Source organism: Nonomuraea glycinis, from assembly GCF_035920485.1.
Taxonomy (GTDB): domain Bacteria; phylum Actinomycetota; class Actinomycetes; order Streptosporangiales; family Streptosporangiaceae; genus Nonomuraea; species Nonomuraea glycinis.
Genome location: NZ_CP109166.1, coordinates 3,841,976 through 3,867,705 on the forward strand (window position 1 = coordinate 3,841,976; position 25,730 = coordinate 3,867,705).

27 protein-coding genes are annotated in these 25,730 nt (G+C 71.4%); 19 read left to right on the forward strand and 8 right to left on the reverse strand.

Translation table 11 applies throughout. The annotated features are described in order from the left end of the window. From OHA68_RS18225 to OHA68_RS18260, 9 genes are all read left to right on the forward strand, one after another. Entirely contained in the window at nt 1–561 is a 561-nt protein-coding gene (locus tag OHA68_RS18225; RefSeq protein ID WP_327108725.1) for a TlpA family protein disulfide reductase, read from the forward strand. A gap of 32 nt (nt 562–593) precedes the next feature. After that, nucleotides 594–677: a putative leader peptide gene (locus OHA68_RS45315; RefSeq protein WP_350668905.1), complete on the forward strand. Its 84-nt coding sequence runs from the start codon at nt 594–596 to the stop codon at nt 675–677. 60 nt (nt 678–737) lie between these two features. After that, nucleotides 738–1,151 carry a DUF4395 domain-containing protein gene (locus OHA68_RS18230; RefSeq protein WP_189141373.1) on the forward strand — a complete coding sequence of 138 codons (414 nt, stop codon included), beginning with the start codon at nt 738–740 and terminating at the stop codon, nt 1,149–1,151. Further along, on the forward strand, nt 1,148–1,987 hold the full coding sequence (locus OHA68_RS18235) for a sulfurtransferase (RefSeq protein WP_327108726.1): 840 nt from the start codon (nt 1,148–1,150) through the stop codon (nt 1,985–1,987). The genes OHA68_RS18230 and OHA68_RS18235 overlap by 4 nt, the downstream gene beginning before the upstream one ends. Then, nucleotides 1,987–2,286 carry a DUF1416 domain-containing protein gene (locus tag OHA68_RS18240; RefSeq protein WP_189141371.1) on the forward strand — a complete coding sequence of 100 codons (300 nt, stop codon included), beginning with the start codon at nt 1,987–1,989 and terminating at the stop codon, nt 2,284–2,286. The genes OHA68_RS18235 and OHA68_RS18240 overlap by 1 nt, the downstream gene beginning before the upstream one ends. Nucleotides 2,287–2,385: 99 nt before the next feature. Beyond that, the gene (locus tag OHA68_RS18245; protein ID WP_327108727.1) at nt 2,386–2,937 is read left to right on the forward strand and encodes an RNA polymerase sigma factor; all 552 of its coding nucleotides are present in this window, start codon (nt 2,386–2,388) and stop codon (nt 2,935–2,937) included. After that, nucleotides 2,934–3,716, forward strand: a complete 783-nt coding sequence (locus tag OHA68_RS18250) for a methylated-DNA--[protein]-cysteine S-methyltransferase (protein ID WP_327108728.1) — start codon at nt 2,934–2,936, stop codon at nt 3,714–3,716. Before OHA68_RS18245 ends, OHA68_RS18250 begins: the two co-directional genes overlap by 4 nt. 42 nt (nt 3,717–3,758) lie before the next feature. Next, on the forward strand, nt 3,759–4,697 hold the full coding sequence (locus OHA68_RS18255) for an ADP-ribosylglycohydrolase family protein (RefSeq protein ID WP_327108729.1): 939 nt from the start codon (nt 3,759–3,761) through the stop codon (nt 4,695–4,697). A gap of 190 nt (nt 4,698–4,887) precedes the next feature. Further along, complete coding sequence (locus tag OHA68_RS18260; RefSeq protein WP_327108730.1) at nt 4,888–6,147, forward strand: hypothetical protein; 1,260 nt, start codon at nt 4,888–4,890, stop codon at nt 6,145–6,147. A gap of 21 nt (nt 6,148–6,168) precedes the next feature. Here OHA68_RS18260 and OHA68_RS18265 read toward each other — a convergent pair whose 3' ends face one another. Genes OHA68_RS18265 through OHA68_RS18275 form a run of 3 tightly spaced genes read right to left on the reverse strand, consistent with a single transcriptional unit; the run spans nt 6,169 to nt 8,483 of the window. After that, nucleotides 6,169–7,176, reverse strand: coding sequence for a hypothetical protein (locus tag OHA68_RS18265; RefSeq protein ID WP_327108731.1), 1,008 nt, complete (start codon nt 7,174–7,176; stop codon nt 6,169–6,171). 3 nt (nt 7,177–7,179) lie between these two features. After that, nucleotides 7,180–7,827 (reverse strand): hypothetical protein, encoded by a 648-nt coding sequence (locus OHA68_RS18270; protein WP_327108732.1) that lies wholly within the window; start codon nt 7,825–7,827, stop codon nt 7,180–7,182. Beyond that, nucleotides 7,824–8,483, reverse strand: a complete 660-nt coding sequence (locus OHA68_RS18275) for a hypothetical protein (RefSeq protein ID WP_327108733.1) — start codon at nt 8,481–8,483, stop codon at nt 7,824–7,826. The genes OHA68_RS18270 and OHA68_RS18275 overlap by 4 nt, the downstream gene beginning before the upstream one ends. A 167-nt stretch (nt 8,484–8,650) precedes the next feature. On the opposite strand from OHA68_RS18275, the gene OHA68_RS18280 reads away from it, so the two are divergent. From OHA68_RS18280 to OHA68_RS18295, 4 genes are all read left to right on the forward strand, one after another. Beyond that, the gene (locus tag OHA68_RS18280; protein ID WP_327108734.1) at nt 8,651–10,615 is read left to right on the forward strand and encodes a hypothetical protein; all 1,965 of its coding nucleotides are present in this window, start codon (nt 8,651–8,653) and stop codon (nt 10,613–10,615) included. Between the two features lie 81 nt (nt 10,616–10,696). After that, complete coding sequence (locus tag OHA68_RS18285; RefSeq protein ID WP_327108735.1) at nt 10,697–13,753, forward strand: ATP-binding protein; 3,057 nt, start codon at nt 10,697–10,699, stop codon at nt 13,751–13,753. An 82-nt stretch (nt 13,754–13,835) separates the two neighbouring features. Continuing rightward, nucleotides 13,836–15,065 (forward strand): MurT ligase domain-containing protein, encoded by a 1,230-nt coding sequence (locus tag OHA68_RS18290; RefSeq protein WP_327108736.1) that lies wholly within the window; start codon nt 13,836–13,838, stop codon nt 15,063–15,065. After that, nucleotides 15,055–15,768: a type 1 glutamine amidotransferase gene (locus tag OHA68_RS18295; protein ID WP_189141360.1), complete on the forward strand. Its 714-nt coding sequence runs from the start codon at nt 15,055–15,057 to the stop codon at nt 15,766–15,768. The genes OHA68_RS18290 and OHA68_RS18295 overlap by 11 nt, the downstream gene beginning before the upstream one ends. Nucleotides 15,769–15,775: 7 nt before the next feature. Here OHA68_RS18295 and OHA68_RS18300 read toward each other — a convergent pair whose 3' ends face one another. Beyond that, nucleotides 15,776–16,138, reverse strand: a complete 363-nt coding sequence (locus OHA68_RS18300; RefSeq protein WP_327108737.1) for a DsrE family protein — start codon at nt 16,136–16,138, stop codon at nt 15,776–15,778. Nucleotides 16,139–16,182: 44 nt separating this feature from the next. On the opposite strand from OHA68_RS18300, the gene OHA68_RS18305 reads away from it, so the two are divergent. From OHA68_RS18305 to ygfZ, 4 genes are all read left to right on the forward strand, one after another. Next, nucleotides 16,183–16,686, forward strand: coding sequence for an FABP family protein (locus OHA68_RS18305; protein WP_327108738.1), 504 nt, complete (start codon nt 16,183–16,185; stop codon nt 16,684–16,686). A gap of 4 nt (nt 16,687–16,690) precedes the next feature. Continuing rightward, nucleotides 16,691–16,987, forward strand: coding sequence for a DUF2470 domain-containing protein (locus OHA68_RS18310; protein ID WP_327108739.1), 297 nt, complete (start codon nt 16,691–16,693; stop codon nt 16,985–16,987). A 284-nt stretch (nt 16,988–17,271) separates the two neighbouring features. Next, nucleotides 17,272–17,685, forward strand: coding sequence for a Fur family transcriptional regulator (locus tag OHA68_RS18315; RefSeq protein ID WP_189141356.1), 414 nt, complete (start codon nt 17,272–17,274; stop codon nt 17,683–17,685). A gap of 9 nt (nt 17,686–17,694) precedes the next feature. Then, nucleotides 17,695–18,633 carry a CAF17-like 4Fe-4S cluster assembly/insertion protein YgfZ gene (gene ygfZ, locus OHA68_RS18320; protein ID WP_189141355.1) on the forward strand — a complete coding sequence of 313 codons (939 nt, stop codon included), beginning with the start codon at nt 17,695–17,697 and terminating at the stop codon, nt 18,631–18,633. A 47-nt stretch (nt 18,634–18,680) separates the two neighbouring features. Here ygfZ and dtd read toward each other — a convergent pair whose 3' ends face one another. Continuing rightward, nucleotides 18,681–19,106, reverse strand: a complete 426-nt coding sequence (dtd, locus tag OHA68_RS18325) for a D-aminoacyl-tRNA deacylase (RefSeq protein WP_327108740.1) — start codon at nt 19,104–19,106, stop codon at nt 18,681–18,683. A gap of 59 nt (nt 19,107–19,165) precedes the next feature. Here dtd and OHA68_RS18330 point away from each other — a divergent pair, with 59 nt between their 5' ends. Further along, nucleotides 19,166–20,209, forward strand: coding sequence for an asparaginase (locus OHA68_RS18330; RefSeq protein WP_327108741.1), 1,044 nt, complete (start codon nt 19,166–19,168; stop codon nt 20,207–20,209). Nucleotides 20,210–20,309: 100 nt separating this feature from the next. On the opposite strand, the gene OHA68_RS18335 is transcribed toward OHA68_RS18330, so the two are convergent. Next, a complete protein-coding gene (locus OHA68_RS18335; RefSeq protein ID WP_327108742.1) occupies nt 20,310–21,926 on the reverse strand; it encodes a DUF2207 domain-containing protein in 1,617 nt (538 codons plus the stop codon). Between the two features lie 68 nt (nt 21,927–21,994). On the opposite strand from OHA68_RS18335, the gene OHA68_RS18340 reads away from it, so the two are divergent. Further along, the gene (locus OHA68_RS18340) at nt 21,995–22,759 is read left to right on the forward strand and encodes a hypothetical protein (RefSeq protein ID WP_327108743.1); all 765 of its coding nucleotides are present in this window, start codon (nt 21,995–21,997) and stop codon (nt 22,757–22,759) included. 21 nt (nt 22,760–22,780) lie between these two features. Here the strand turns inward: OHA68_RS18340 and OHA68_RS18345 are convergent, their stop codons facing one another. Both OHA68_RS18345 and OHA68_RS18350 read right to left on the reverse strand, forming a co-directional pair. Beyond that, nucleotides 22,781–23,515, reverse strand: coding sequence for an alanyl-tRNA editing protein (locus OHA68_RS18345; protein ID WP_327108744.1), 735 nt, complete (start codon nt 23,513–23,515; stop codon nt 22,781–22,783). A gap of 40 nt (nt 23,516–23,555) precedes the next feature. After that, entirely contained in the window at nt 23,556–25,631 is a 2,076-nt protein-coding gene (locus OHA68_RS18350; protein WP_327108745.1) for a zinc ribbon domain-containing protein, read from the reverse strand. Nucleotides 25,632–25,730 lie beyond the last annotated feature (99 nt).

Sequence of the window (25,730 nt, forward strand, 5' to 3'; positions counted from 1 at the left end):
GTGACGGGTTTGTGGGTGGTGCTCGCGACACTGGCGCTGGGGTCGGTGATCGGGCTGGTACGACTGCTCCGCGACGGGCGGATGCGTGATTTCGCCGGTCGGGCGAGGTCGTCGGGCGGGTCGGCGGGATCTTCTGTGGAGGTGCCGGCCGAGGAGGATGGTGAGGGGATGGCGAGCGGCTCGGTGGGTCGGCTCACCGGGGGTGACCTGGGGTCGCCGCTGGGGGAGCGGGCCACGTTGGTGCAGTTCTCCACCGCTTTCTGCCAGCCGTGCCGGGCGACACGCCGGGTGCTGGCCGAGGTGAGCGAGCTGGTGCCGGGGGTCGCGCACGTGGAGGTCGACGCCGAGTCCCGGCTGGACCTGGTGCGACGGCTCGACGTGATGCGCACGCCGACGGTCTTCGTCCTCGACAGTTCCGGAAATATCCTGAAGAAAGCCTCAGGTCAGCCGCGCAAGGCCGACGTCCTGAACGTGCTCGGCCGGGCGGTGCCCGCCGCCCCCGGGCAGGACCGTCCGTACGACCCGTCTCATGGGGCGTCTCAGGACTCGGACGAGATGTGACAGATGGCGAGACGACGAGTACTGTCATCATCATGAACCCATCGACAGAGCTGCTGACGAAGCGGCGCGCGGTTGATTTCTGCCGCGTAGCCACCGCGCTCTGTCGCGCTGCCTGAGGACGGTCTCGCGCGGACTCCGATCCGCCCCCATCCGACCCCTTCAGGGAGCATCCCACGATGCGTACTGACCCTAGAGCGTTGCGCTTCGGCGCGGCCCTGACCACCGTGATCCTCGCCCTCGTCCTGGTGACGGGCAGCGCTTGGCTGCTCGCCGCCCAGGCGGTGGTGTTCGCACTCGGCACGATCGGCCGCTCACCGTACTCACTGCTCTTCAAGGCGCTCGTCAAGAGCGCCCCGAAGGAGACCGAGGACGCTCGTCCGCCGCGCTTCGCACAGGCGGTCGGGCTCGTCTTCGCGGTCGCGGGGCTGGCCGGATACGCCGCGGGGATCACGCCACTGGCCATGGTGGCCACGGCTGCGGCTCTCCTCGCCGCATTCCTCAACGCAGCCTTCGGATTCTGCCTTGGCTGCGAGATGTACCTGCTGATTCGCCGTCTACTGCCCGCCGCCAAAATGGAGGTTTCCCAATGAGCCGCTCTGCCGTCCTGGTAGATGCCGACTGGGTCGAGGCCAACCTCGACACCCCCGGAATCGTGCTCGTCGAGGTCGACGAGGACACCAGCGCCTATGACAAGGGCCACATCCGTGGTGCCGTGAAGATCGACTGGAAGCAGGACCTGCAGGACCCGGTCCGCCGCGACTTCGTCGACAAGACCGGCTTCGAGGCCCTGCTCTCCGAGCGTGGCATCTCCAACGACGACACCGTCGTCCTCTACGGCGGCAACAACAACTGGTTCGCCGCCTACGCCTACTGGTACTTCAAGCTGTACGGCCACGACCAGGTGAAGCTGCTCGACGGTGGCCGCAAGAAGTGGGAGCTCGACTCCCGCCAGCTGGTCAAGGACGTGCCGCAGCTCGACAAGACCCAGTACGTCGTGTCCGCCGAGGACACCAGCATCCGCTCCTTCCGCGACGACGTGGTGGCCGCGATCGGCAAGCTCAACCTGGTCGACGTGCGCTCGCCCGACGAGTTCACCGGCAAGCTGCTCGCCCCGGCCCACCTGCCGCAGGAGTCCGCGCAGCGCGGCGGCCACGTGCCCACCGCCCGCAACATCCCGTGGTCCAAGTCGGCCAACGACGACGGCACCTTCAAATCGGACGACGAGCTGCGCAGCCTCTACGAGGAGGCGGGCGTCGACTTCGCCAAGGACACGATCGCCTACTGCCGCATCGGCGAGCGTTCCGCGCACACCTGGTTCGTGCTGCACGAGCTGCTCGACCAGGCGAACGTGACCAACTACGACGGTTCATGGACCGAATACGGCTCGCTCGTGGGCGTGCCGATCGAGCTGGGAGAGGCCCGCTGATGACTGCACAGGGTTGCGGAGCACCGGAGCAGACGATCGCGCTGCCGACCGGAATCGATCTTTCCAACCAGGCCGTGATCCAGGGCCGGGTGACCGGTGCCGGCACCGCCTACGCGCGGCTGCTGGACCACACCGGTGAGTTCACCGGCGAGGTGGTCGTGTCCGACGAGGGCGTCTTCCGCTTCTTCGCCGGCCCCGGCGACTGGACCGTCCGCATCATCGCGGGCGGCGGCGTCACCAGGGACATCCAGGTGGCGGCCAGGATCGGCGAAGTGTCCGAGCTGGCCGTGGCGGTCTGAGCGGTCCAACGTCTGCTCGAAAGGCCCGCGTCCTCCGGACGCGGGCCTTTCGCGTGCAACGAGGTCGGGGCTCGCGGTGTTGTATCGGGTGTGAGTCACATGGACTGTCTCGATCCCGTGCGCAAGGCGCTGCTGGACGACCTCGACGAGGGGTTCGCCGAGCTGTTCGCCGCGCACCGCGGGCTCGTGTTCACCACCGCGCTGCGTCTCAGCGGCCGGTGGGCCGACGCGGAGGACCTGACCGCGGAGGCGTTCCTGCGGGCCTACCGGGCGCTGGCCGGATACGATCGCGATCGCATCGCCGGGCTGCAGCCGAGGGCCTGGCTCATGACGATTCTGATGAACCTCTGGCGCAACTGCGCCAGGACCAGATCCCGCAAACCGCCCCCCGACCTTCGCGAGGTGCCCGTCGAGACGGCCGACCCCCGCGAGAGCGTCGAGGACACGGCCGCGCGCCACGAGACGGGCGACGAACTCCAGGCGCTGCTCGGCCGGCTGCCGGCCGAGCAGCGGGCGGCGGTCGTCCTCCGGCACGTCGTCGACCTGCCGGTGAGTGAGATCGCCGCGGTGCTCAAGATCCCGCAGGGGACCGTGAAGTCGCACATCTCGCGCGGCCTGAAGCGGCTGCGCGCACTGGGAGGCGCCCAATGACCCCGCGACCGACAACCCCGGACCCTTCGACCGGTCAGGGGCGGGACCCGCTGCTCGCCGGGCTGGCGGCGTTGGTCACCGATGCGCCTGACGGACTGCTCGACCGGATCGCGGCGCGCTGGGTACGGGTGCCGGGGCCGATCGGGGAGCTAGACGTGGCCTTCACCGACCAGGGGATCGTGTACGTGCACGAGCCCGTGGAGGGGTTCGCCGAGTCGTTCAGGAAGCGGTTCGGCCGCCCGCTGCTGCCCACCGCCAAGCCGCCGGCCGGACTGGTACCGGCCCTGCGCACCGGCCGCTCCTCGGGGTTGCGCCTGGACCTGCGTGGCCTGAGCGACTTCCAGCGCGACGTGCTCCTCGCCGCCCGCGCCATCCCCAGAGGCGAGGTACGCCCCTACGCCTGGATCGCCGAGCGGATCGGCCGGCCCAGGGCGGTGCGCGCGGTGGGGACGGCCCTGGGCGGCAACCCGGTGCCGCTCCTCATCCCCTGTCACCGGGTGACCCGCTCCGACGGAGGAGTGGGCGAGTACGTCTTCGGCCCGGCCGTCAAGGAACGGCTCCTCGCGGCGGAGGGCGTGGACCTCGACCGTCTCCGCGCCCTGGCCCGCGAGCGGGTCTTCTACCTGGGCAGCGACACCACCGGCGTAGTCTGCTTCCCGACCTGCAGAAACGCCCGCCGCATCACCCCGGCCCACCGCCACGGCTTCCGGACCCTCGCCCAGGCCCGCACGGCCGGCTACCGCCCCTGCCGCACCTGCGAACCTGGTCAGGTGGCATAGCGCGGCGTTCATCACGGTATGGGGCGCCGATACGCTGCAGAGATGGACCGTACTCAACGTGCCGTCGGCGCGGTCGTGGGGTCGGCCGTGGGCGACGCGCTGGGAGCCCCGTTCGAGTTCGGGGCCGCCGGCGCGTTCAGCGGCCGGTTCCCCGTCTCCTCCGGAGGAGACGGGGAGATGTGCGGTGGCGGCGGCTGGGACCCCGGAGAGGCCACCGACGACACCCAGATGGCCGTGCACCTGGCCGAGTCGCTGCTGGAGCGGGGCGGGCTGGACCTGCCCGACGTCTTCGCCCGGTTCCAGCGGTGGGCCGCCGACGAGCCCAAGGACATCGGCCTGCAGACCGAGGAGGTGCTCACCAACGGCATGCCGTGGGATCTGGCGGCGGGCTTCCACTTCCAGAGCACCCGGCGCGCCGCCGGCAACGGCTCGCTCATGCGGGCCACCACCTCGGCCGTCTACTTCGCCGCCGACGGGCGTGCGGCGACCATGGACGCCGCCCGGCGCATCGCGGCGCTGACCCACGGCGACCCGGCCGCCTGGGAGGGCACGGCCGTCTACCACGAGCTGCTGCGGGTGGCGCTCGACGGCGGCGATCCCGTCGAGGCCGTGCCCGCCGTCCTCGCCCAGATCCCCGCGCAGTACCGGGAGCGCTATGCCGTGGTGCTGGCGCCGAGCTGGCACCCTGACCAGGCCACCGAGTTCAACGGCGCGATCTGGCCCTGTCTCGGCTCGGCCGTGTGGGCGCTGCGTACCACCTCGGGGCCGGCGGAGGCGCTGCGGGTCGCGGTCGACCTGGGCGGCGACACCGACACCGTGGGCGCGGTGACCGGTGGCCTGGTCGGGGCGTTCTACGGTTTCGCGGCGATCCCGGCACGCTGGACCGAGCCGCTGCACGTGCCGCTGCCGGGCGCGGGGGGTCGGGTGCTGCGCCTGCCGGAGCTGGTGGAGCTGGCCCGGCGGCTGGAAAGTCGCGCTTAGCCGAGAGGTGTGGCTGCGCGAGGCGGGAGAGCCGCGTCCAGCCGAGCGGTGTGGCTGCGCGAGCGGGAGAGCCGAGTCCAGCCGAGTGGTGCGGCTGCGCGAGGTGGGACAGACCGATACGATTCAGCAGATGTCCGGATCGTCAGGTGTGATGGCACCGCCCCGACCTGGGCCCGCACCGGCTCAGCAGATGCCGTCCCCCTTCTCGTTGCCCCTGCATGCCCTCAGGCTCGCGGGGCGCTGCGCGCTGCCGCTGATCCTCTGGTTCTCGGCGGGTGAGCTGGCCCGCTGGGCCACCCTCTACCTGGCCTCGGAGATCCAGCACGGCGATTTCTACCAGGCCCGCCTGGTCGCCGCCTACGTGCTGCTGACCGTGGTGATCCTGATCTCGATGACGATGGTCACGGGCATGTTCCTGTCGCTGCGCCGGGTGCTCTGGGAGACCCGGGCGCGCGAGGCGGACGGGCAGCAGCCGGAGAAGCTGTGGCGTTCGCTCAACCGGATCGCGCCGGCCTTCGCGGTCATCTACATGGCCTGGTCGCTGCACATCGAGGACGCGGCCGACTTCCAGCAGATGGACCTGCTGCACAACCTCGACGACAACTTCTACACACCCATCCTGAACAACATCGCCAACGGCACCGACGAGGCGGTCACGTACGGCGTGGGCCTGGTCAGTCTGGACTGGCGGGTCTCGCTCGCGGCCATGGCCGTCACCTTCGGGTTACGCGTGCTGTTCGCGCGCATGGTGGAGAACGGCAAGGGCGGGTTCTCCGGCGTCGCCGCCGCCTTCGCGGAGTTCTCCTTCGTGTTCTGCGCGCTGAACGCCCTCTACAACCTCTCGGCGCTCCGGGGCGACTGGACCGGTCAGCGCGCCATCGTGGGCGGCGTCCAGAGCACCTGGGAGCAGGCCAAGGCGGGCATCCCCGGCTGGGAGGCGTTCTGGGGCTGGGTCGCCGAGGTGTGGCCGTACGCGGTGGACGCGCTCGCCGTGCCGCTCACCTGGCTGGCGGTCGCCGTGCTGGTCTTCGGCGCCTCCGTGGACGATGTGCGCAGGGCCGTGCGCGGCACCGGGCTGGAGAAGGGCGTCGACAAGCTGGAGGGCAGCCACTCGATCACCCAGCGGGCCGTGGACCGGGTCGTGGGCGGTTTCATGGAGCGGTGGGTGCCCGTGGTCAACGCCTTCAGGATCACGGTGAAGGGCGGCGCGACGCTGTTCGGCCTCGTGTGCCTGCTGTACACCGGCCTCCACGTGGGCGCCGACTACGCGAGCCGGGCCATCTACACCCTGATCGGCTCGGACGTGCCGTTCATGTGGCTGTTCGTCAGCCATCCCGTGGCGTTCGTCCTGGACCTCCTGGTGACCGCCCTGTCCTTCAGCGTGCTGGCCGCCGCGTTCGACATCGCCGCCACCAGGGCACGCCTGCGAGGCGAGGTCATCACCGCCTGAGGACAGCGCCGCCTCGGGGCGTCAGCGCCTGAAGATCAGGACGTCGTTCCTGGCGGCCTTCTCCTCGTCCTCCGGCGTGACTTGCAGGAGCTTCTCGGTGGGCGTGTCCGAGCGGTAGGTGATGTTCGGCTCCAGGTGCAGCTCCACCTCGCCGGCCACCGCCTTGGGCACCACGGCCAGCGCGGAGTAGTCGTACGCCCGGTGCACCTCGTGCTTGTCGGTGGGCAGGTTGTCCTCGACGATCTCCACCTGCCAGGTGCGCTGGGACTTGTCCCGTACGGTCAGCTCGGGCCTGCCGGTGAGCAGGGTGCCGGTCTCGTCGGCGGCCTTGCGGGTCACAGTGATCTTGAGCCACTGCTTGTCGGGGGTGGTGTGCGTGGTGCCCGCCGGCGGCGGCGTCGGCTTGATCACCGCCAGCCAGGTCACGTGCTCGTACGTCACCTGCTGCCCGACCGGCACCACGTGGACGGTCTCGCTCGGCTGCCCGCTCTTGTAGAACAGGTAGCGGTCGGCCGTCGGCAGGCCCATGCCCAGGGTGAACACGACCACCGCGCCGACGCCCAGCAGCAGCGTCCGCCCCCGCCGGCGCCGCGGCCGCACAGCCGCCGCGGCGGCTGCGGGTGGAGGCGTCGGTACGGACGGCGGTGCGTCTTCGGCGGGAGGGGGAGGCGGTGGCGTCGAGGGAGGTAGCGGCCCGGCGCTCGGGATGACCGGGATCGGCTGCGTCGCGGTGCTGACCGACCGGCTCTGCGGCGGCGGCCACACCTGCTGGTCCGGGAACGGCGCAGTGCCCCGGCGCGGCCGGGGCGGCGGCGCACCGGGCGAGAAGGGCTGCCGCTGCCCCCGGCGCGGCCGAGCCGGCGCCAGAGGCGGCTGAGGCCGCTGTGGCCCCTGAGGCGGCGTGCCCCGATCTGAAGGCGCACCCTGGGGTGGCGGCGCGCCCTGCGGTGGCGGCGTGGGTTGCGGCGGCTGGGTGGGCTGGCTCGGCGGCGGGGCGAACCAGTCGCGGTCCGGGTCGTTCGTGCTCATGGCCTACTTCTTCTCGTCCAGGTCGACGACGTCCGCGGGCGCGGAGCTGAGCTGCTTGGCGATGGCCGTGTCGATACCGAGGTCGACCTGTGCCTCCGGCGGCAGCGGCTCGGCGTAGAGGCCGCCGGTGGGCAGCTTGAACACGGCCTGCGCCCCGAGCAGCGCGCCGGGCGGCACCTCGAAGAAGAACCTGCCCGACGCCCACCACCCCGGCTGGATCCACGGGTTGGCCAGCGTCAGGGTCTTGTCCACCTTGTCGGTGGCGACGAACTTCTTGCCGTCGGCGGCGAGCAGGGTGGGCGGCGCCAGGTGCACCGGCTTCTGCGGCACGGTGGCCTCCGCCTCGATCACCAGGAACACCTGCTCGGTCGGCACGACCTCGTCCCCGGACTTGACCGCCCTGGCCGTGGACACCTTCTTCACCCGTACCGAGAACCGGCCGGCGTCCACCGCCGCGTCCTTCGCGCCCACGTAGGTGATCGGCGCGTCCTTCTCCGCCTGGGACAGCTCCAGCGACTGTACGGCCACGGCCCCGGCGACCAGGAGCAGGCCGACCAGGGTGTTGAGCACCGTGACGGCCGCCCGGCGGCGGGGCGGCTCCCGGCGGGCGCGGCGCGGAGGCGCGGAACGCTCCTCGTCGGTGGCCGTCATGACGTCCCTTCCTGCTTCACCGGCAGGGTGACGGTCGCGGCCACCTTCTTCACCGCCGCCTTGCCGACGAAGCCCCCCTCGGACGGCAGCAGCCAGGTCACGACGCCGGTCAGCGGGTTCTCCGTCTCCTCGTACGCGCCCACGTCGTAGGTCACCTGCTCGGGCGGCGTGGTCGTACCCTCCAGCTCGTAGCGGGCGATCACGGTGGCGGGGACGTCAGGATGCAGCTGGCTGGACTTCACGTCCTTGGACAGGACGAACAGCTGGCCGCCGAACTCGCTCTTGAGCTGCGGGGTCATCTTCAGCAGCGCCCCGCCGAAACTGTAGCCGGGGCTCTTGTCGTTCGGCGGGCTGCCCACGACAAGGGTCTCGTCGGTCTTGTTCGTCACCTTGAACACCACGTCGAGGAAGCGCTTGTCCTCGGTGAACTGGCTCGTGGCCGGCTCGGTCGTCACCTTGGACTCGATGAACCGGGCCTCGAACTTGCCCATGTCCAGGCTCTGACCGGCCTTGAGCCGTGGCGGCGGGGCTGCGGGCCGCTCGTCGAAGCCGCCCAGCAGAGCGGCGATGCCGACGGCGGTGAGGGTCACCAAGGCGAGTACGGGTACCGCTACGGGGCGACTTCGCTTGCCGCTGTCACCGGAGGGTTCCGTCATGGGTATCGATGGTAATAGGTCACGCTTGTCCCACTCACCCCAATGCGCCCATTGTGCTGGTCGAATTGCCGAGAACCCTGCCGCAGCAGGGGTTGTAGCTCATACGCTGTCACGGAGCGGAGGGACACCGACCCTACTGACGACACAGCGCAGCCGGAGGGGGTCACGTGGCGGACGTGCATCCCGACCACGCACAGCTGCAGGCGGACCGCATCTACCTGGGCTGGCAGTACCTCCTGCTGCACCCCGACCCGGGGCCTCCCCCGAAGCGGCCGTCGCCTGCCGAGGAGAACGAACCCGGCAAGGGAGGCACGGACGCGGAGAAACAGAGCGAACTGCTGCGCCGCGAGCGCCTGCAGGAGGACATGCTCAACCGGCCGGTACGACTGGTCCGGCTGTTCATGCTCATGCTCACCACGCTGCTGCTCACGCTGGCCTTCACCGGCTATCTAGGCTGGTCCTTCGCGCTCATCGGCGTGCTGGCGACCGGCGGCGTGGCGATCATCTGCAGTTACGCGCTGCTGCAGGGCGACCGGGCGGTGAAGCACCGGGTCCACGAGCAGCAGGCGAGGGATGACCGCCAGCGCCAGGAACGTGACAAGGAGCTGTTCCGCGCGCAGGAGGAGCACGCGCAGCGCTACCGCGAATGGCAGGAGGTCAAGGAGCGCCACGACCGCCAGCTCAGCTGGTACGCCGTCGCGGTGCCCGACGACATCGACCGCATCGACGTGGCCGGCGGCACGCTGCCCGGCTGGTCGGCGCTGATCACCCTGCTCGGCGCCACCCGCCTCTACAGCGGCGGCCACCTGACGGTGCTCGACCTGTCGGAGGGCGCGATCGCCAAGGACCTGATCGAGCTGGCCCGTAAGGGCGGTGACGAGCCGCTGGTCTGGGTGCTGCCGGTCGACCTGCCGAGGCTCGACTTAGGCGCCACGCTCAAGCCCGAGGCGTTCGCCGACGTGCTCGCGCACGTGGTCAGCGTCAGCGAGGAGCACCGCAGCACCCGCGACCTCAGCTTCGACAACGCCATCCTGGAGCGGGTGCTGGAGGTGCTCGGCGAGAACGCCACGATCAGTCAGGTCACCGCCGCGCTCCGGGCGCTGGCCCAGGTCGGCGACCCGCGTGAGGACCTGCGGTTCGGCCTGATCACCGCCACCCAGCTGGAGCGGATCGGCACCCTGTTCGGGCGTGGGGTGAGCGACCGCGTGGTGATCGAGCGGGCCTGGGCGCTGGAGTCGCAGCTGCGCAAGCTGGAGACCCTCGGCACGCAGGCCGTCCGCCTGCCGCCCGCCAGGCTCCGGGTCGTCAGCATGGACCGGCAGGCCGGCGTGTTCGGCAACCGGGTGCTCGGCACGTACGTCGCGACCGCGCTGACGCACATCCTGCGCCAGTCGCCCGCCTCCGACCGGCCCTGGTACCACACGATCATCGTGGCGGGCGCGGACAAGCTCCGCGGGGACGTGCTCGACCGGCTGATGGACGCCTGTGAGACCTCCAAGACCGGGCTCGTGCTGACCTACCGGTCGCTCACCCCGACCGTCCGCGAGCGGCTCGGCAGGGGCCACGCGGCGGTCGCCTTCATGCGCCTGGGCAACGCCGAGGACGCCAGGGTCGCCAGCGAGCACGTCGGCACCGAGCACCGGCTGGAGCTCGCCCAGCTCACCGAGACGATCAGCGAGTCGCTGCCCGGCCTCGACGGCGGCTACACCTCGACCATCGACCAGCTCGAGGACTCCGCCGAGGAGCGTGCCGAGAGCCACGCCGACCTGGCCGAGGACATCACCGAGTCGACCGAGTGGGGCAGGACCGCCGACAAGATCTCCGAGAAGGAGCGGGTGCTGCAGCGCTCGCGGGAGTTCCTCGTCGAGCCGCACCAGCTCCAGCAGCTGCCCACCACGTCCGTGATCGTCACCGACGCCACCGCGGACGGCAGACGGGTCCGCCTGGCCGACGCGAACCCGGCCATACTGACCTTCCCGAAGACCACGCTCGGCGAGCTGGACGACGTCCGCGCATCCGGCCTCGCCGTCGAACGCGCCGGCGGCAACGGCGACGGCGGCGGCGACGCGGAGCCCCCGCCCAACCTCGGGCCACCACCGCCACGCCTGGACTGGCGCAAGGACAGGCAATGACGGTCAATGAAATGGTCAATGTCGAGGTGATGCGCTGACGGGCGGCGGAGTTTTACTAACAACCGTCTGTGGGGGGATGAAATGCAGTCGAGTGTGTCGCTGAGCGGTCCCTGGTACCGAATCCAGTCGATCGCCGCACCCTCGCGTAGCTCGTCGGCAGAGTGGGACTTCGTCACCGTGCTGCCCGCCGTGCTCTCGGCGGCGCAGCGCGACCGGCCGTTCGTCATCGGCTGGCTCTCCCGGGGCTCCGGCGCGCCGCTCGAACTGATCACCAACGCGGGGCCGCTGTCACCGCCGCGCCAGCCGCGCCGGGCGCACGACGCGCCCGGCCGGCCGGGCGGCCCGCAGCCGCTGCTCTTCCCGGGCGGCGCGCGCGGGGTCGAGCTCGACGACGAGTACCTCGCCGACCTGGCCGACCTGGTGTGGACGCCGTGCCCGGGCCGCCAGGCGCCGCCGCTCGGCGGCCGGCGCGAGTACGGCGGCGACCCCGACGAGCTGAAACGGCCCACGCTGTTCGAGTCGACGCTGGTCACGCTGATGTCCCGGCCGTTCGCCTGGCTGGTCGTGGCCGAGCCGACCGACCTGCTGGACGCCGAGGTGGCCCACCTGCGCACCCAGCTCAACGTGCTCAGGCAGTACGGCGACGCCTCCGAGCGGTCCAGGTTCGACGCCGAGCGGGCCGAACGGCGGATGCAGGAGCTCGACGCCTTCCGCGAGGCGGGCCTGTGGAACACGCGGGTGCTGGCCGGCGGCGCCACCGCCGAGGAGCTGCGCCAGATCGCCCCCGTGCTGGTCGGGTCGGTCGAGATGAGCCACCACCCCTACCGGCTGCGCAGCGCCCAGGGATCCGTCTACACCCTGGCGGACGCGCTGGCGATCACCATGCAGGACCCGGCCGACGGCGCCGCCGCCCCGTTCGCCGCGACGGCCGGGGCCCTGGCCGCGCTGGCCGGCCTGCCCCGCCGCGAGGTGCCGGGCGTACGGGTGCTCGACTCCGGGTTCTTCGACGTGACCTCGGAGGCCGAGGACGGCGAGCTGGAGCTCGGCGAGATCCTCGACGGCCAGGACCGCGCCGTCGGCTCGTTCCGGGTGCCGCTGGCGACGCTCAACCGGCACGCCTTCGTCACCGGCGCCACCGGCTCCGGCAAGTCGCAGACCGTTCGGCACCTGCTGGAGCAGCTCAGCCAGGCGAACATCCCATGGCTGGCCATCGAGGCCGCCAAGTCCGAGTACGCCGCCATGGCCGGGCGCGTCGAGTCGCTCGGGACGGTCACCGTGATCAACCCGTCCGCGCCCTCCGGCGTGCCGTTCAGCATCAACCCGCTGGAGCCGGAGCCCGGCTACCCGGTCCAGGCGCACATCGACATGGTGCGGGCGCTGTTCATGGCCGCCTTCGACGCCGAGGAGCCCTTCCCGCAGATCATGTCGCTGGCCCTGCAGCGGGTCTACGAGGCCACCGGCTGGGACGTGGTCACCGGCGGCGCGGTGCCCGGCTCCAAGGTGCCGCCCAGCGTGCCCACCCTGGAGCAGCTCCAGCAGCACGCCATGGACGTGATCAAGGAGATCGGCTACGGCCGCGAGGTGCAGGCCGACGTCGAGGGCTTCATCTCGCTCCGGCTGCGCTCGCTGCGGGTCGGCTCGGCCGGGCGCTTCTTCGAAGGCGGCCACCCGGCCGACATCGGCGGGCTGCTGCGGCGCAACGTGGTGCTGGCGATCGAGGACGTGGCCAACGACGAGGACAAGGCGTTCCTCATGGGCACGCTGATCATCAGGATCGTGGAGCACCTGCGGATGCGCGCCAGGCAGGAGAAGTCCACCGACCTGCGGCACGTCATCGTCATCGAGGAAGCGCACCGGCTGCTGCGCGACCGCGGCGCCGGACGGGCCGCCACCCACGCCGTCGAACTGCTCGCCGGCATGCTCGCCGAGATCAGGGCGTACGGCGAGGGCATCGTGGTGGCCGAGCAGATCCCCACCAAGCTCGTCTCCGACGTGGTCAAGAACACCGCGCTGAAGGTCGTACACCGGCTGCCCGCCGAGGACGACAGGCAGCTCGTCGGCGCGGCGATGAACCTCAGCGAGGAGCAGTCCCGCCAGGTCGTGTCGCTGCCGCCGGGCGACGCGGCCGTGTTCGCCGACGGCATGGACCGGCCGCTGCGCGTGCGCGTGCCGCTCGGCGAGAGCCGCGAGAAGCTGCTGACCAGCCCGCCACCGCCGATCCGGGGCCGCAGGTCCGCGGCCTGCGGCGGCCAGTGCCGCACCGGGCAGGCGTGCACGCTGGTCGAGCTGCGCGAGGCCGACGTGCTGGCCGACGCGCCCGAGTGGGCCTGGCTGCGCATCTGGTGCGACACGGTCGTGCTCGCCTTCGTCAGCAACCGGCCGCTGCCCGGCGTGCCGCGCTCGCTGGCGGCGGCCTGGGCCGAGCTGCCGGCCCGGCGCCGGGAGTGCCTGCTGGCCACCCTGGTCGAACGCGCGGTGCAGCGGCGCGCCTGGTCGCTGCGGAGCTGGTTCGACCCGGCGCTGCTCACCGAGAAGGCCGCGGAGACGGCCACCCGCCTGCTCGCCACCCTGGACACCGGCGGCGAGCGCCCCGGCGCCTCGTGGGTCATCCCGCAGGTGCGCTGGCTGCACGAGGTCGACAGACTCTTCCCGTACGGCAGGCCGGCCCCTGACCTGCGCAGCCCCGCGCCGCCGATGGAGTACGCGCTCTTCCGCCAGCAGCCCAACGGCAACGGCAACGGCAACGGCGCGGTCGGCGGCAACGGCGGCGGCAACGGCGGCGGCAACGGCGCGGTCGGCGGCAACGGCGGCGGCAACGGCGGCGGCTCGGCCGACCTCGCGCGCACCGAGCTGCTCGGCCACCGCGCCAAGGCCCTGCGTCACCACCCGCTGTCGATGGAGGTGGACCACAACAGGGCCCTGGCGTGGCGGGTCATCCTGGGCGACGACGAGAGCGAGAGCGTCCAGCGGGACATCACCACGGTCGCCGTCGGGATCGAGGCCCAGGCCCGGCTGCGCCACGTCGGCCAGACGATGGGCGCGGGGTGGCTGGAAGGAGTCCTGTCGTGGCCGCGCCGGTTCGTGCTCCCGTTCGAGCAGGACGGCACTCCGGAGATCACCTTCGCCGAATCCAGCTGACTGACGAATCACTCGAATCGGACGTGTCGTCGACCCTCAGAAGGCGGTGTCAGGTCCCCAATGCCGACTAGGATCCCTGTACATGACCCAGCTTCCACTGCGGGCTCAGCTCGCGAGCGCCCTGGGCCGCAGTGCCGCGACGCTGTCCAGGATGACCGGGCGCGGTGACGGCTCGGTGATCGGCGGGCGGGTCGGCCTGATGCTCGAGCCCGACCTGCTCCGCCAGCTCGCCCGAGATCGCAAGCTGGCTCTGGTCAGCGCGACCAACGGCAAGACCACCACGACCCGGCTGATCACCTCGGCGCTGCTGCGGTTGGGGCAGGTGGCCACCAACGCCTTCGGCGCCAACATGCCCGCCGGGCACGTCTCCGCGCTGTCGCAGCAGAAGGGCGCCCCCTACGGCGTGCTGGAGGTGGACGAGAAATACCTCCCGGAGGTCCTCGACACCACCGGCGCGAGCGTCGTCTGTCTGATGAACCTCAGCCGCGACCAGATGGACCGCGCCGCCGAGATCTGGCTGCTGGCGCAGAAGTGGCGCAAGGCTCTGTCGGGCAAGCCCACCCACGTCATCGCCAACTGCGACGACCCGCTCGTCACCTGGGGCGCCTCCACCGCGGCCAAGGTCACCTGGGTCGCCGGCGGCCAGCGCTGGAAGGAAGACTCCTGGAGCTGCCCGGAGTGCGGCGGGCCGCTGGAGCGCAAGGGCGTCGACTGGGCCTGCCGCGAGTGCACCTTCCACCGGCCCGAGCCGGAGTGGATCCTCGACGACGACGCGGTCATCGACCCGCGCGGCGAGCGGTGGCTGCTCGACATCCAGCTCCCCGGCCTGGCCAACCGCTCCAACGCCGCGATGGCGCTGGCCGTGGCCGAGGCGTTCGGCCTGCCGGTGGATCAGGCGCTGCCCAGCCTGCGCGAGGTCACCTCGGTCGCCGGCCGCTACACCACGGTCGAGCGGGACGGCCGCCAGGCGCGGCTGCTGCTGGCCAAGAACCCGGCCGGCTGGCTGGAGGCGTTCGACGTCAGCGACCCCGGCCTGCCGATCATCCTGTCGGTCAACGCCAAGGGCCCCGACGGGCGCGACACCTCCTGGCTGTGGGACGTCGACTACCGCATCCTGCGCGGCCGTCCCGTGTTCATCACCGGCGAACGCCGGCTCGACCTGGCGCTGCGGCTCGAAGTGGCCGACGTGCCCTTCGCCACCTGCACCTCCTTCACAGAGGCGCTGGCCATGCAGCCGCCCGGCCGCGTCGACGTGATCGCCAACTACACCGCCTTCCAGCAGATCCGATCGGAGTTCGGTCGTGCCGTCTGACAGCGCCCTGCGCATCGTCTGGATCTACCCTGACCTGCTGAGCACCTACGGCGACCAGGGCAACGTGCTCGTCCTGGAGCACCGGGCACAGCGCAGGGGCATCGAGACCGAGACCATCCACGTCCGCTCCGCCGATCCGGTGCCGGAATCGGGTGACATCTACCTCATCGGCGGCGGCGAGGACCGTCCCCAGATCCTCGCGGCCGAGCGCCTGCGCCGTGACGGCGGCCTGCACCGCGCCATCGCGCACGGCGCCGCGATGCTCGCGGTCTGCGCCGGTTACCAGATCATGGGCAGCACGTTCGGCGGCGAGGAAGGCCAGCCGGTCGACGGCATCGGCCTGCTCGACATCGCCAGCACCCGCGGCCCCGCCCGCGCCGTCGGCGAACTGGTCGCGGAGGTGGACGCCAACCTCGGCCTGCCCACCCTGACCGGCTTCGAGAACCACATGGGCGTCACCAGCCTCGGCCCCGGCGTCAAGCCCCTGTCCCAGACGATCAAGGGCGTCGGCAACGGCGACGGCTTCGAAGGCTGCTACGCGGGCCACGTGGTCGGCACCTACCTGCACGGCCCCGCCCTGGCCCGCAACCCGGCCCTGGCGGACCTGCTGCTCACCTGGCGGGCCGGCGAGCTCGCCCCGCTGGACGACACCCGCTACGAGCAACTCCGCCAGGAACGCCTCGACACCGTCCTCGCCCAGTGACCGCCGGTCAGTAGACCAGCGCTTGCGCGCCCTCCGCGACGGCCTCCTCGACGAACGTCGGAGCGCCGGCGATGCGTACGCCGTCGATCACGTCGTCGACGGTGATGTCGCGGCGGGCCGCGCACTGCGTGCACAGGGTCACCCGGCCGCCCGCGAGAACGGCGTCCAGGAGGTCCGGCAGGGGTACGGCGTGCGGCAGGGTCAGCTCCTTGGCCTTGCCCGGCACGGCGAACCAGGCGGCCTCGCCGGTCAGCCAGAGCGACACCGGGACGCCGCTCGCCAGGGCGGCGGCCGCGACCGTGAACGCCTGGTTGCAGCGCTCGGGTTCGTCGGCGCCTGCTGTCACTTTGATCACCAGTGATCGTGCCATGCCCGTCACCCTAGTCCCCGGCGGAGTCAATAGGGTTGGGGGCCATGGGAGTAGAACACGAGGAGCCGGTGCCGGTGCACCCCGACCTGGAGCCGATCGCCTTTCTGCTGGGCCGGTGGGAGGGCGCGGGCGTCGGAGGCTACCCGACGATCGAGAGCTTCAACTTCGGCCAGGAGATCGAGTTCGGGCACAACGGCAAGCCCTTTCTCACGTACGTGAGCCGCACCTGGCTGCTGGACCAGGACGGCAACCGGGTCAGGCCGCTGGCCACGGAGTCGGGCTACTGGCGGGCCCAGCCCGACCGGCAGCTGGAGGTGCTGCTGGCGCACCCGACCGGCGTCGTCGAGATCTACGTCGGCGAGGTCGTCTTCCACAAGATCGACCTGCAGACGGACGTGGTGGCGCGCACGACCACGGCCAAGGAATACACCGCGGGCCGCCGCCTGTACGGCCTCGTCAAGGGAAATCTGATGTGGGCGTACGACATGGCCGCCATGGGGCGGCCGCTGACGTCGCACATGTCGGCGGAGCTGAAGAGGGTGGGTTGAGCAGATGAGCTCTCCGTTCACCGCGGACGCGGTCGACGCGATCAAGCGGCACATGAACGACGATCACGCGGACGACGCCCTGATCATCGTGCGGGGTCTCGGCGGCCGGCCGGAGGCGACCACGGCGGTGACGAGCGGGGTCGACGGGGAGGCCATCGAGTTCACCGTCGACGGCGGCGAGCGGGTCAGGGTGGCGTGGGGCGAGAGTCTGACCGAGCGCGCCCAGGTGCGGATGGCGGTGGTCCGCCTCTATCGCGACGCCTGCCATGCGCTGGGCATCCCCGCCAGGGGAGAGCACTGAGAGTTGAAGAAGGGCCCCAGGCGACGTTCCACCTGCCGAGCAGGTGGGCCGGATGGACTAAGGCCGGGATGGGATCCCGTCCTCCGGCTGCCAGGGGCCCCGGTGGTTGCCTCGTACTCGCGAACGACCCGAAGCAACAAGTCCGCGTCGTTAGCGGACAACCACCTCGCTAGTCCAATAATGATTCACCATTGTTTGGACCACCTCCTTTCCGCGTACTGCCGAAGCTATGCGGTCGTGCGCGGACGAGGCAAGCGAATATCCATCAGCCGTACACTCGGGACATGACGGAGACGCAGTGGCATGAGGAGCTTCGCGCCAAGGGCTATCGGGTCACTCCACAGCGGCAGCTCGTGCTGGAGGCGGTCAAGAAGCTGGAGCACGGGACTCCCGAGGAGATCTGCGTCAAGGTCCGTCAGACCGCCCGCGGGGTCAACATCTCGACCGTCTACCGCACGTTGGAACTGCTCGAAGAGCTCGGCATGGTGACGCACACCCATCTCGGCCACGGCGCTCCCACCTACCACCTGGCGGCCGAGGCCGATCACGTGCACCTGGTGTGCCGGGGCTGCGGCGAAGTGAGCGAGGTGCGTCCGCAGCTGGCGGAGGGCCTGGTCAAAGGGCTGGACGACGAGCTGGGTTTCGAGGCCGATGTGCGGCACCTGACCGTCTTCGGACGCTGTCGCAAGTGCCGTTAACCTGGAGGCATGCGTAGCCCTCTGCTCGATCTGCCCGGCGCTGTCCCCGCCGACGGTCCTGACGCCGACGTCGCGGCGCACTACGGCGACCTGTTCGCCGAGCAGCGTGTCCTGGTCAAGGGTGAGGCGGTCGTGGACCGCAGCAACCGTGAGGTGATCCGCATCGCGGGGGCCGACCGGCTGAAATGGCTCAACGACCTGACCTCCCAGAAGCTCGACGCGCTGGCCCCCGGTGAGTGGACGCAGACCCTCCTGCTCGACGCGCAGGGCCGGTTGGAGCACCACCTGACGCTGGTGGACGACGGCGCGGCCGTGCTGGCCCACGTCGAGCCGGGCGCCTCGGCGACGCTGATCGACTATCTCGACCGGATGCGGTTCATGCTGCGGGTGGAGGTGTCCCTGGTCGAGGATCTGGCGGTGCTGTCGTCGGCGACCGAGGACTACCTGGTGCCGCGGGCCGAGCTCCCCGACCATCTGGGCAGGCCGCTGGCGGGGCTGTGGGCGTACGAGGCGCTGCGGATCGAGGAGCACCGGCCGCGGGCGGGCTTCGACACCGACCACAAGACGATTCCGCACGAGGTGGGCTGGATCGGCCCGGCCGTGCATCTCAACAAGGGCTGCTACCGCGGCCAGGAGACCGTCGCCCGGGTGCACAACGTGGGTCACCCGCCGCGCCGCCTGGTCTTCCTGCACCTGGACGGCAGCGTCGACACGCTGCCACCGCACGGCGCACCGGTGATCTTCGAAAGCCAGGAGGTCGGCACCGTCGGCTCCGCCGCCCGCCACTACGAGCTGGGGCCCATCGCCCTGGCCCTGGTCAAGCGGACCGTTCCGGTGGACGCCACCCTCCTGGCGGGAGGCGTCGCCGCCGCCCAGGAGGTCATCGTCCCGCCGGACGCGGGCCGCAACGTCACCATCGACCCAGCCCTCCGCCGCCGCATCCGCTGACGCTCAGACGTGACGGGGCGAGGTGATAGGGCCGTCGTGTCGAGCGGTCAGATGTCCAGGACGAGGGTGATCGGGCCGTCGTTGACGAGGGAGACCCGCATGTCGGCGCCGAAGCTGCCGGTCTCCACGTGAGCGCCGAGCCCGCGTAGCTCCTCGATCACCGCGTCCACCAGGGGCTCGGCGACGGGTCCCGGGGCGGCGGCCTGCCAGGTGGGTCGCCTGCCCTTGCGCGTGTCGCCGTACAGGGTGAACTGGCTGATCACCAGGAGCGGCGCCGAGACGTCGGAGCAGGACTTCTCGCCGTGCAGGATGCGCAGCCCCCACAGCTTGGCGGCGAGCTTGGCCGCCTGCGCGCGCGTGTCGTCGTGGGTGACGCCGACCAGCACGAGCAGGCCCGGCTCGTCGATCGCGCCGATGACCTGCCCGTCGACCGTCACGGACGCTGAGCTCACTCGCTGTACCACTGCTCGCATGGGATCCCATTCTGGCCCAGATGTGGCGCTCCGTAGACTCGGGGCGAAAGGGGTGGCAGATGTCGCTGGTGGTGGAGGTCGTACGGTCCGGGTTCGTGGAGTCCAGGCACCAGGCGCGCATGTTGACCTTGGACGCGACCGGCACGCCCGTCGCGGTGCACGGGGCGGTGCACGTGCCGGCCTCACCCCGCTCGTCGATGAAGCCGCTGCAGGCGCTCGGCATGCTCCGCGCCGGGCTCGGCCTGAGCGGTGAGCTGCTCGCCCTGGCCTGCGCCTCCCACGCGGGGGAGCCCTATCACGTCGAGGGCGTCAGGAGGATCCTCGCGGGGGCCGGGCTGGAGGAGTCGGCGCTGCGGTGCCCGGAGGACTACCCCGAGGACCGGACGGTCACCGACCGGGGCCGCGTCTACATGAACTGCTCGGGCAAGCACGCCGCCATGCTGGCCACCTGCGTGCGCAACGACTGGCCGCTGGAGACGTACCTGGAGCCGCGGCATCCGCTGCAGCGGGCGATCCGCGCCACCGTGGAGGAACTGACCGGCGAGCGGGTGCTCGCCTCCGGGGTGGACGGGTGCGGGGCGCCACTGTTCTTCATCTCGATGCTGGGCGTGGCCAGAGCATTCGCCACCCTCGCGCTGGCCCCGGAGAGCAGCACCAGCCCCGCCGACAGCCCGGAGAGCGCCACCAGGCCCGCCGACAGCCCGGAGGGCGGCCCGGAAGCGGGCGCGGAGGGCGGCCCGGAAGCGGGCGCGGAGGGCGGTCCTCAAAGGGGCACGGAAGGGGGCGTGGGGCCGCGGGGTGTTTTCGATGCGATGCGGGAGCATCCGGAGTGGACGTCCGGCACTCACCGGCCTGAGGCGGCCCTCATGCGCGCCCTGCCCGGTCTGCTGGTCAAGGCCGGGGCGGAAGGCTTCCAGGCGTTCGTGTTCGAGGACGGGCGCGCCGGAGTCATCAAGGTCGAGGACGGCGCCGGGCGCGGCCGTACCCCGCTGACCGTGGCCGCGCTGCGCACGCTCGGACTCACCTCGCCCGAGCTGGACGAGCTGGCCGCGCAGCCCGTGCTGGGCGGCGGCCGCCCGGTCGGCGAGCTGCGCGTCCGCTAAAGGGTGGCGAACTCCGCGTCCGCTAGAGGGTGGCGGGCTGCGCGTCCGCTAAAGGGTGGCGAACTCCGCGTCCGCTAGAGGGTGGCGGGCTGCGTGTCCGCTAGAGGGTGCGGAACTGGCGGGTGGCCGAGATCGCGCCTGAGGTCGTCGTGGTGAACGTGCGCATCGAGCCGGCGAACTTCGACAGGTCCCACTCGGCCGGCCCGTGGTACCAGTAGAGGTTGTCGGAGGGGGAGCCGTTGCCCGTGACCGACGCGACGACGCGCGACCAGTGCTCCACCCCGTCGAAGATCACGGCATAGGGCAGATAACGGGAGAACAGCTCCACTCGCTGCTTTTCCGGCACGTCACCCAGGTCGCCCGAGAAGAGGAACTCGCGGAACCCTAAGGTGTGCGCCAGCGCCGCCGAGCCCTTGGCGGTCTTGGCCGGCATGTACTGCCCGCCCACGGACAGCGCCCCGCCCGCGATGATCAGGGCGAGCCCGATCAGGCCGTAGGTGGTGAACCAGGCCAGCGCGGCCGTGGCGACAATGCCCACGACCATGGCGACGACGCCGATCGTGGTCCAGCGGGTGCGCTCGGCGTCGGGGCGGCGGGCGAACCAGCCCTGCCGGACCACGTCGGTGTAGAGCGCGTCGCGGACCTTGCCCAGATGGGCGACGAACGAGCCGGACAACTGCGACAGCAGCACCGCGTCCCGCCCGTCGAAGATCGCGTCGTACAGGGCCCGCTCGTAGGGGAGCAGCACGGTCACGGGCGCGTGCGGCTGCTTGACGAGCATCCAGTCCGGCGCGTCGTACGTCTGCCGCTCCTGTTCGTCGATGCGCAGATAGCCGCGCACGGCCAGGTCCACGATCGTGGCCGTCACGTCGACCACATCGGCCTGCTCGTCCACCAGGGTGCCGATCTGGCCGGGCCGCACCCCGTCCGGCGGGGAGAAGTGCCCGTCCCGCATCGGGTCGACCGCGCCCTTCTCGTGGTCGGCGATCCGCGCGTCCCGGCCACGCGTCCAGTAGAGCGCGGCCAGGCCGCCGAGGAGCAGCACCAGCAGAGCGGCCAGCGCGCCGCCGGTGACCGGGCTGAGGGCGAAGGCGCTGGCCAGCGAGAACCGCTTGTCGATGATCGGCTGCCCGCCGCTGGCGCCCTGCGGGAAGCCGACGACCACGGTGAGCGCCTGACCCGGGGCGAGGCCGGTCTGCTCGAAGTCGGCCTGGGTGGCGACGTGGTCCATGGAGGCCGAGGTGCAGCCGATGGCCGAGGTCAGCTCGCCGGCGAAGCACGACAGGCTCTGCACCTGGCCGGGGCCGTTGACCTTGACGGTGGCCTTGGCGACGGCGGTGTCCCAGCCGTTGACCGCGAACCAGCGCAGCTCCTCCATGCCGCCCGTCGCGGTCACGGCGCCCTTGACGTCGTATTCGACGGTGGCGGGCGCGGTCACGGTGAGCACGTCGCCGGTGAGCTTCCCGCCCTTGACGTTGGAGATCTCGTAGAGCCGGTCGCTGGTGTCGTCGTAGCGCGTCCTGGTCAGGAACGTCCGCTTGAGCGGCCCCTCGGCGCCGCTGATCTTCTCGACGACATGCAGGGTGCCACCCTTGCCGAGGGTCATCGTGACCTCGTCGGTGATCCCTGCCGCCGCCATGGCGGGAGTGGCGGTCGCGGGGACCACTGCCAGAGTGATGGCCCCCAGCGCGGCCAGCGTGTGCCTGAAACCCGTCATGGCCGCACATGCTAGCGGGTCACGCCGACAACCCCCGAGTATGGAGTCCACACGTGAAGGAGGCGCCCATGAGCGAGCACAGCGCGGTCCAGGCGATCCGATCGGGCGACGTGCCCGCCCTCCGGCGACTGCTGGCGTCGGACCCGGCACTGGCCACCGCCCGGCTGGACGGATCTCGTACGCTCCTGCACGTGGCCACCGACTGGCCAGGCCACTTCCCGAACGTCGCCGCGACGATCGCCGCACTCGCCACCGCGGGCGCCGACGTCAACGCCCCCTTCGGAGCCGACCGCGCCAACCGCGCCGACCGCGCCGAGCACGCCGACCGCGCCGAGCACGGCGAACGCGGTGACAACGGTGAACGCGGCGGCGCGTACGCCGGGCATGCCGAGACGCCGCTGCACTGGGCGGCGAGCAGCGATGACGTCGAGGCGCTGGACGCCCTCCTGGACGCGGACGCCGACATCGAGGCGCGTGGCGCGGTCATCGCGGGCGGGACGGCGCTGGCGGACGCGGTGGCGTTCGCGCAGTGGGGCGCGGCCAGGCGGCTGGTGGCGCGCGGCGCGGCCGTCGAGCCCCACCACGCCGCCGCGCTCGGCCTCCTGGACCAGGTCACGGTCTCCGATCAGGGCGAGGTCGACCTGGCCTTCTGGTACGCCTGCCACGGCGGTCAGCGCCAGGTGGCGGAGCAGTTGGTGGAGCGGGGCGCCACGGTGGACTGGGTGCCGCCCTGGGAGCCTCTGACGCCCCTGGACGCGGCCGAGCGCCACGGCTTCACCGCCGTCGCCACCTGGCTACGCGGCCTGGGCGCCCACTCGTACCAGGACCTCTGACCGAGCGCTGAGGCGAGGCGGTCAGTCGGAGATGGCGATGCGCAGGCGGCGGAAGCCGCGGCCCTTGCTCTCCACCTTGGTCACCTTGACGCGGCCGATCTGCTTGGTGGAGGCGACGTGGGTGCCGCCGTCCGCCTGGGTGTCCAGGCCGTCGATGTCGACGATGCGGACCTCCTGCACCTCCGGCGGCACCAGGTTGGTGGCGGTCCGGATGATGTCGGGGATGGCGAACGCCTCCTCGCGCGGCAGGACGCGTACGTCGATGCGCCGGTCGGCGAGGACCTCGGCGTTGCAGGCCGCCTCGACCGCCTCCTTGAAGCCCGCGGGCACCTCCGGCAGGTTGAAGTCCATCCTGGCGGTCATCGGCTCCATGTTGCCCCCGGTGACCAGGCAGCCGTAGTCGCGGAAGACGACCCCGCAGAGCACGTGCAGGCCGGAGTGGGTGCGCATGAGGGCGGTGCGGCGCTCGTCGGCCACCGCCGCCCGCACCACCGTGCCCACCGGTGGGATCGGGTCGTCCTCTGCCGGAATCAGGTGGAGATCATCGCCTTTGCGCACTCCGACGATGCGCGTTTCCACCCCTTGCCAGAGGAGAACTCCGTGATCCGCAGGCTGGCCGCCGCCCCCCGGATAGAATGCCGACCTGTTCACCACGACGCCCTCGGAGGTTGAGTCGAGGACGACGGCCTCGAAGTCGCGAAGGTTCTGGTCGGACAGCTCAAGCCGTTGCGTACGCCCGTGGAGATCGCTGGTCATACCGGCAGCGTCTGTGATTCTCTGTGGTTGCCTGAGGAAGTCAGGCATTTTGGGCAGGCGTGGCCTGGTGTCTGCCGCTCCCGTACTCCGCTAGTGGGAGTACGGGGGTGGCTTTCACGTGGTGGAAGCCGGTCCGTTGGTGAGAATCGCGTACAAGCCCTGTGCGGACGGCCGTTGGGCTGTTCGCCTGGGGTGCTTGGCCCGCCGGACGCTGTCCCACCGGGTGGGTGGGGGCGGGCACCAGACGCCGGTCGGGCAGCTGGCTGAAAGTCTTCGTGGTGGATCGCTCAGTGGATCGCTGGCGGGTGGGTCGTTGGGGGGTGGGGCCGGTCTTGGTCCGGTCCTGTCGGCTTTGGGGGCGTGGGTGCAGGTCGGTGCGGGTGCGGCGGGCGCGTCTGGCGGCCCTGGTCGGCCTTTTGGGGCGGCGGGCGCGGGCGAGGTTGCCCTCGACGACGGTGCGGATGATCCGGGTGCCGGTGGTGCGGTCGGTGACGGTGTGCCGTTGGGCGAGCAGGCCCCGGGAGACGATCCGCTCGGCGGCGGCTTGGTCGCGGTCGCAGGACAGGCCACACCTGTGGCAGTGCGCCCATTTCCAGCCGCGCTCGTTCAGCCGGTCCGGCGCGGGCGCGTGGTGCAGAGGTGCGGCGCCGGTACCACAACGGGGGCAGTATTTACTGGTTCCTCGCGCGGGCACAGCGACGACCGCGAGCGCGGTCTTGGCGGCGAGGTGCCGGATGGCGTCGGCCACGCGTCCGCGAACTTGGCCGGACAGGGTGGCGTTGCCTCGCCTGCGGCCTCGAGCCTCCAACGTGGCGAGGTCTTCCAGGTAGATGACCGACGCGCCCAACGCGATGGCTTGGTCGACGGCCCAGCGGGCGGCGCTCCAGGACAGGGCGTTGTTCAGGCGCCGGATCCGCGCGCACACCCGCGTGTGCTCCCGGTCGGCCCGCTCATGCAACGCGGCCACCTCGCCGTAGCGGGCCGCGTCACGGGCGGGGTGGTGGGTGGTGCCGCTGGGGGTGAGTCCGGCTTGGAGGGTGGCGTAGTGGTCGCGTTTGGCGGCCAGCGCCTCACGGTGACCGCGTAGCCGGTGCAGCTTGGCGTTCACCGTGGTGGCGTCGTAGATCAGCGGACGGCCGTCCCCCTCCACCCGGCCGTTGTGCAGGCGCCCGACCGTGCCGGTGAGCAGGGTGGTGACCCCCCAGTCGAACCCTGCCGCGACGGTGTGGCCGGTGGCAGGGGCGTACGGCACGGGCATCGTGAACGGCAGGTCGACTCGCACTCGGCCGTCGGCCACCCGCAGGGTCGGGCTGCGCAGCTCCGCGTCGGTCGGTACCTGCGGGGGCAAAGAGACCGGCAGCACATGCCACGCCCAATCCCGGCGGGTAGCCGGCCGCACACCCAGGGGAAGCTGGACACGCAACCGCGCGCCAGTAGCGCCGACGCGTTCCAGGATGACGAGTTGCCGATCGGCGGCCGCCAGGAGTACCTGCGCGGGCAGCACCGGTGGCTCCTCCACCTCCACCACATCCACCTGACCGGCCCGACCGGCCTGACCGTTCTGGCCAGTCAGGTCGGCGGGTGACGGCCCGTGCTCGTCGAGGTAGGCACGGAGTTGCCGGGTCCGGCTACGGATCAGCGCGGCCGGAACCTCGCCACCGGACACCCCCGCCGCGTCCAGCGCCGCACGCAGCGCGCTCCAGTCAGCGTCGGTACGCTGGCCGGGGTCGGCGGGCCAGGTCTCGGTGATCGCCGCCAGCACCGCCCGGCGATGCAACGCCAGCCGCAGCGCGCGGGCGGCCTCCTCCTCCGCGCACCGGCGCACCCGATCAGAGACATACACCCCGACAGGAACATCCGCGCCCCAGCCCAGGCGGCGCACCGCCATCCACCCCTTGGCAGGCAGCGCCCGGCCATCCAGCCCGACACCCGAACCCAGCCGATCCAGATCCGCCCGATTCCAGCGCCCCGCCACCACCCCCGCCGCCATCAGCCGGACCACAGCGGCCAGCCAGCTCACCCGCTCGGCCAGCACCCGCTCTCCGACCACCTCACCCGAGGATTCCAGCACCGCCCGAAACGCCCGGCAGGACGCGGTGGACACCACCTCACCCATCAGCACCCACCCGACCCGCGTCCGCCCCAATGACCTCAGCCCATCGGCGCCCGATAATAGCCTAGCGTGACGTGCCCGACACGCACAGATCATAGCCGA

Coding starts and splice junctions, on each gene's coding strand:
- OHA68_RS18340 (WP_327108743.1), top strand. CDS start 21,995: ATGAGCGAGCACAGCGCGGTCCAGGCGATCCGATCGGGCGACGTGCCC.
- OHA68_RS18245 (WP_327108727.1), top strand. CDS start 2,386: ATGGACTGTCTCGATCCCGTGCGCAAGGCGCTGCTGGACGACCTCGAC.
- OHA68_RS18265 (WP_327108731.1), bottom strand. CDS start 7,176: ATGAGCACGAACGACCCGGACCGCGACTGGTTCGCCCCGCCGCCGAGC.
- dtd (WP_327108740.1), bottom strand. CDS start 19,106: ATGCGAGCAGTGGTACAGCGAGTGAGCTCAGCGTCCGTGACGGTCGAC.
- OHA68_RS18270 (WP_327108732.1), bottom strand. CDS start 7,827: ATGACGGCCACCGACGAGGAGCGTTCCGCGCCTCCGCGCCGCGCCCGC.
- OHA68_RS18255 (WP_327108729.1), top strand. CDS start 3,759: ATGGACCGTACTCAACGTGCCGTCGGCGCGGTCGTGGGGTCGGCCGTG.
- OHA68_RS18315 (WP_189141356.1), top strand. CDS start 17,272: ATGACGGAGACGCAGTGGCATGAGGAGCTTCGCGCCAAGGGCTATCGG.
- OHA68_RS45315 (WP_350668905.1), top strand. CDS start 594: ATGAACCCATCGACAGAGCTGCTGACGAAGCGGCGCGCGGTTGATTTC.
- OHA68_RS18310 (WP_327108739.1), top strand. CDS start 16,691: ATGAGCTCTCCGTTCACCGCGGACGCGGTCGACGCGATCAAGCGGCAC.
- OHA68_RS18285 (WP_327108735.1), top strand. CDS start 10,697: ATGCAGTCGAGTGTGTCGCTGAGCGGTCCCTGGTACCGAATCCAGTCG.
- OHA68_RS18290 (WP_327108736.1), top strand. CDS start 13,836: ATGACCCAGCTTCCACTGCGGGCTCAGCTCGCGAGCGCCCTGGGCCGC.
- OHA68_RS18345 (WP_327108744.1), bottom strand. CDS start 23,515: ATGACCAGCGATCTCCACGGGCGTACGCAACGGCTTGAGCTGTCCGAC.
- OHA68_RS18260 (WP_327108730.1), top strand. CDS start 4,888: ATGCCGTCCCCCTTCTCGTTGCCCCTGCATGCCCTCAGGCTCGCGGGG.
- OHA68_RS18350 (WP_327108745.1), bottom strand. CDS start 25,631: ATGGGTGAGGTGGTGTCCACCGCGTCCTGCCGGGCGTTTCGGGCGGTG.
- OHA68_RS18300 (WP_327108737.1), bottom strand. CDS start 16,138: ATGGCACGATCACTGGTGATCAAAGTGACAGCAGGCGCCGACGAACCC.
- ygfZ (WP_189141355.1), top strand. CDS start 17,695: ATGCGTAGCCCTCTGCTCGATCTGCCCGGCGCTGTCCCCGCCGACGGT.
- OHA68_RS18305 (WP_327108738.1), top strand. CDS start 16,183: ATGGGAGTAGAACACGAGGAGCCGGTGCCGGTGCACCCCGACCTGGAG.
- OHA68_RS18330 (WP_327108741.1), top strand. CDS start 19,166: ATGTCGCTGGTGGTGGAGGTCGTACGGTCCGGGTTCGTGGAGTCCAGG.
- OHA68_RS18250 (WP_327108728.1), top strand. CDS start 2,934: ATGACCCCGCGACCGACAACCCCGGACCCTTCGACCGGTCAGGGGCGG.
- OHA68_RS18335 (WP_327108742.1), bottom strand. CDS start 21,926: ATGACGGGTTTCAGGCACACGCTGGCCGCGCTGGGGGCCATCACTCTG.
- OHA68_RS18230 (WP_189141373.1), top strand. CDS start 738: ATGCGTACTGACCCTAGAGCGTTGCGCTTCGGCGCGGCCCTGACCACC.
- OHA68_RS18235 (WP_327108726.1), top strand. CDS start 1,148: ATGAGCCGCTCTGCCGTCCTGGTAGATGCCGACTGGGTCGAGGCCAAC.
- OHA68_RS18275 (WP_327108733.1), bottom strand. CDS start 8,483: ATGACGGAACCCTCCGGTGACAGCGGCAAGCGAAGTCGCCCCGTAGCG.
- OHA68_RS18240 (WP_189141371.1), top strand. CDS start 1,987: ATGACTGCACAGGGTTGCGGAGCACCGGAGCAGACGATCGCGCTGCCG.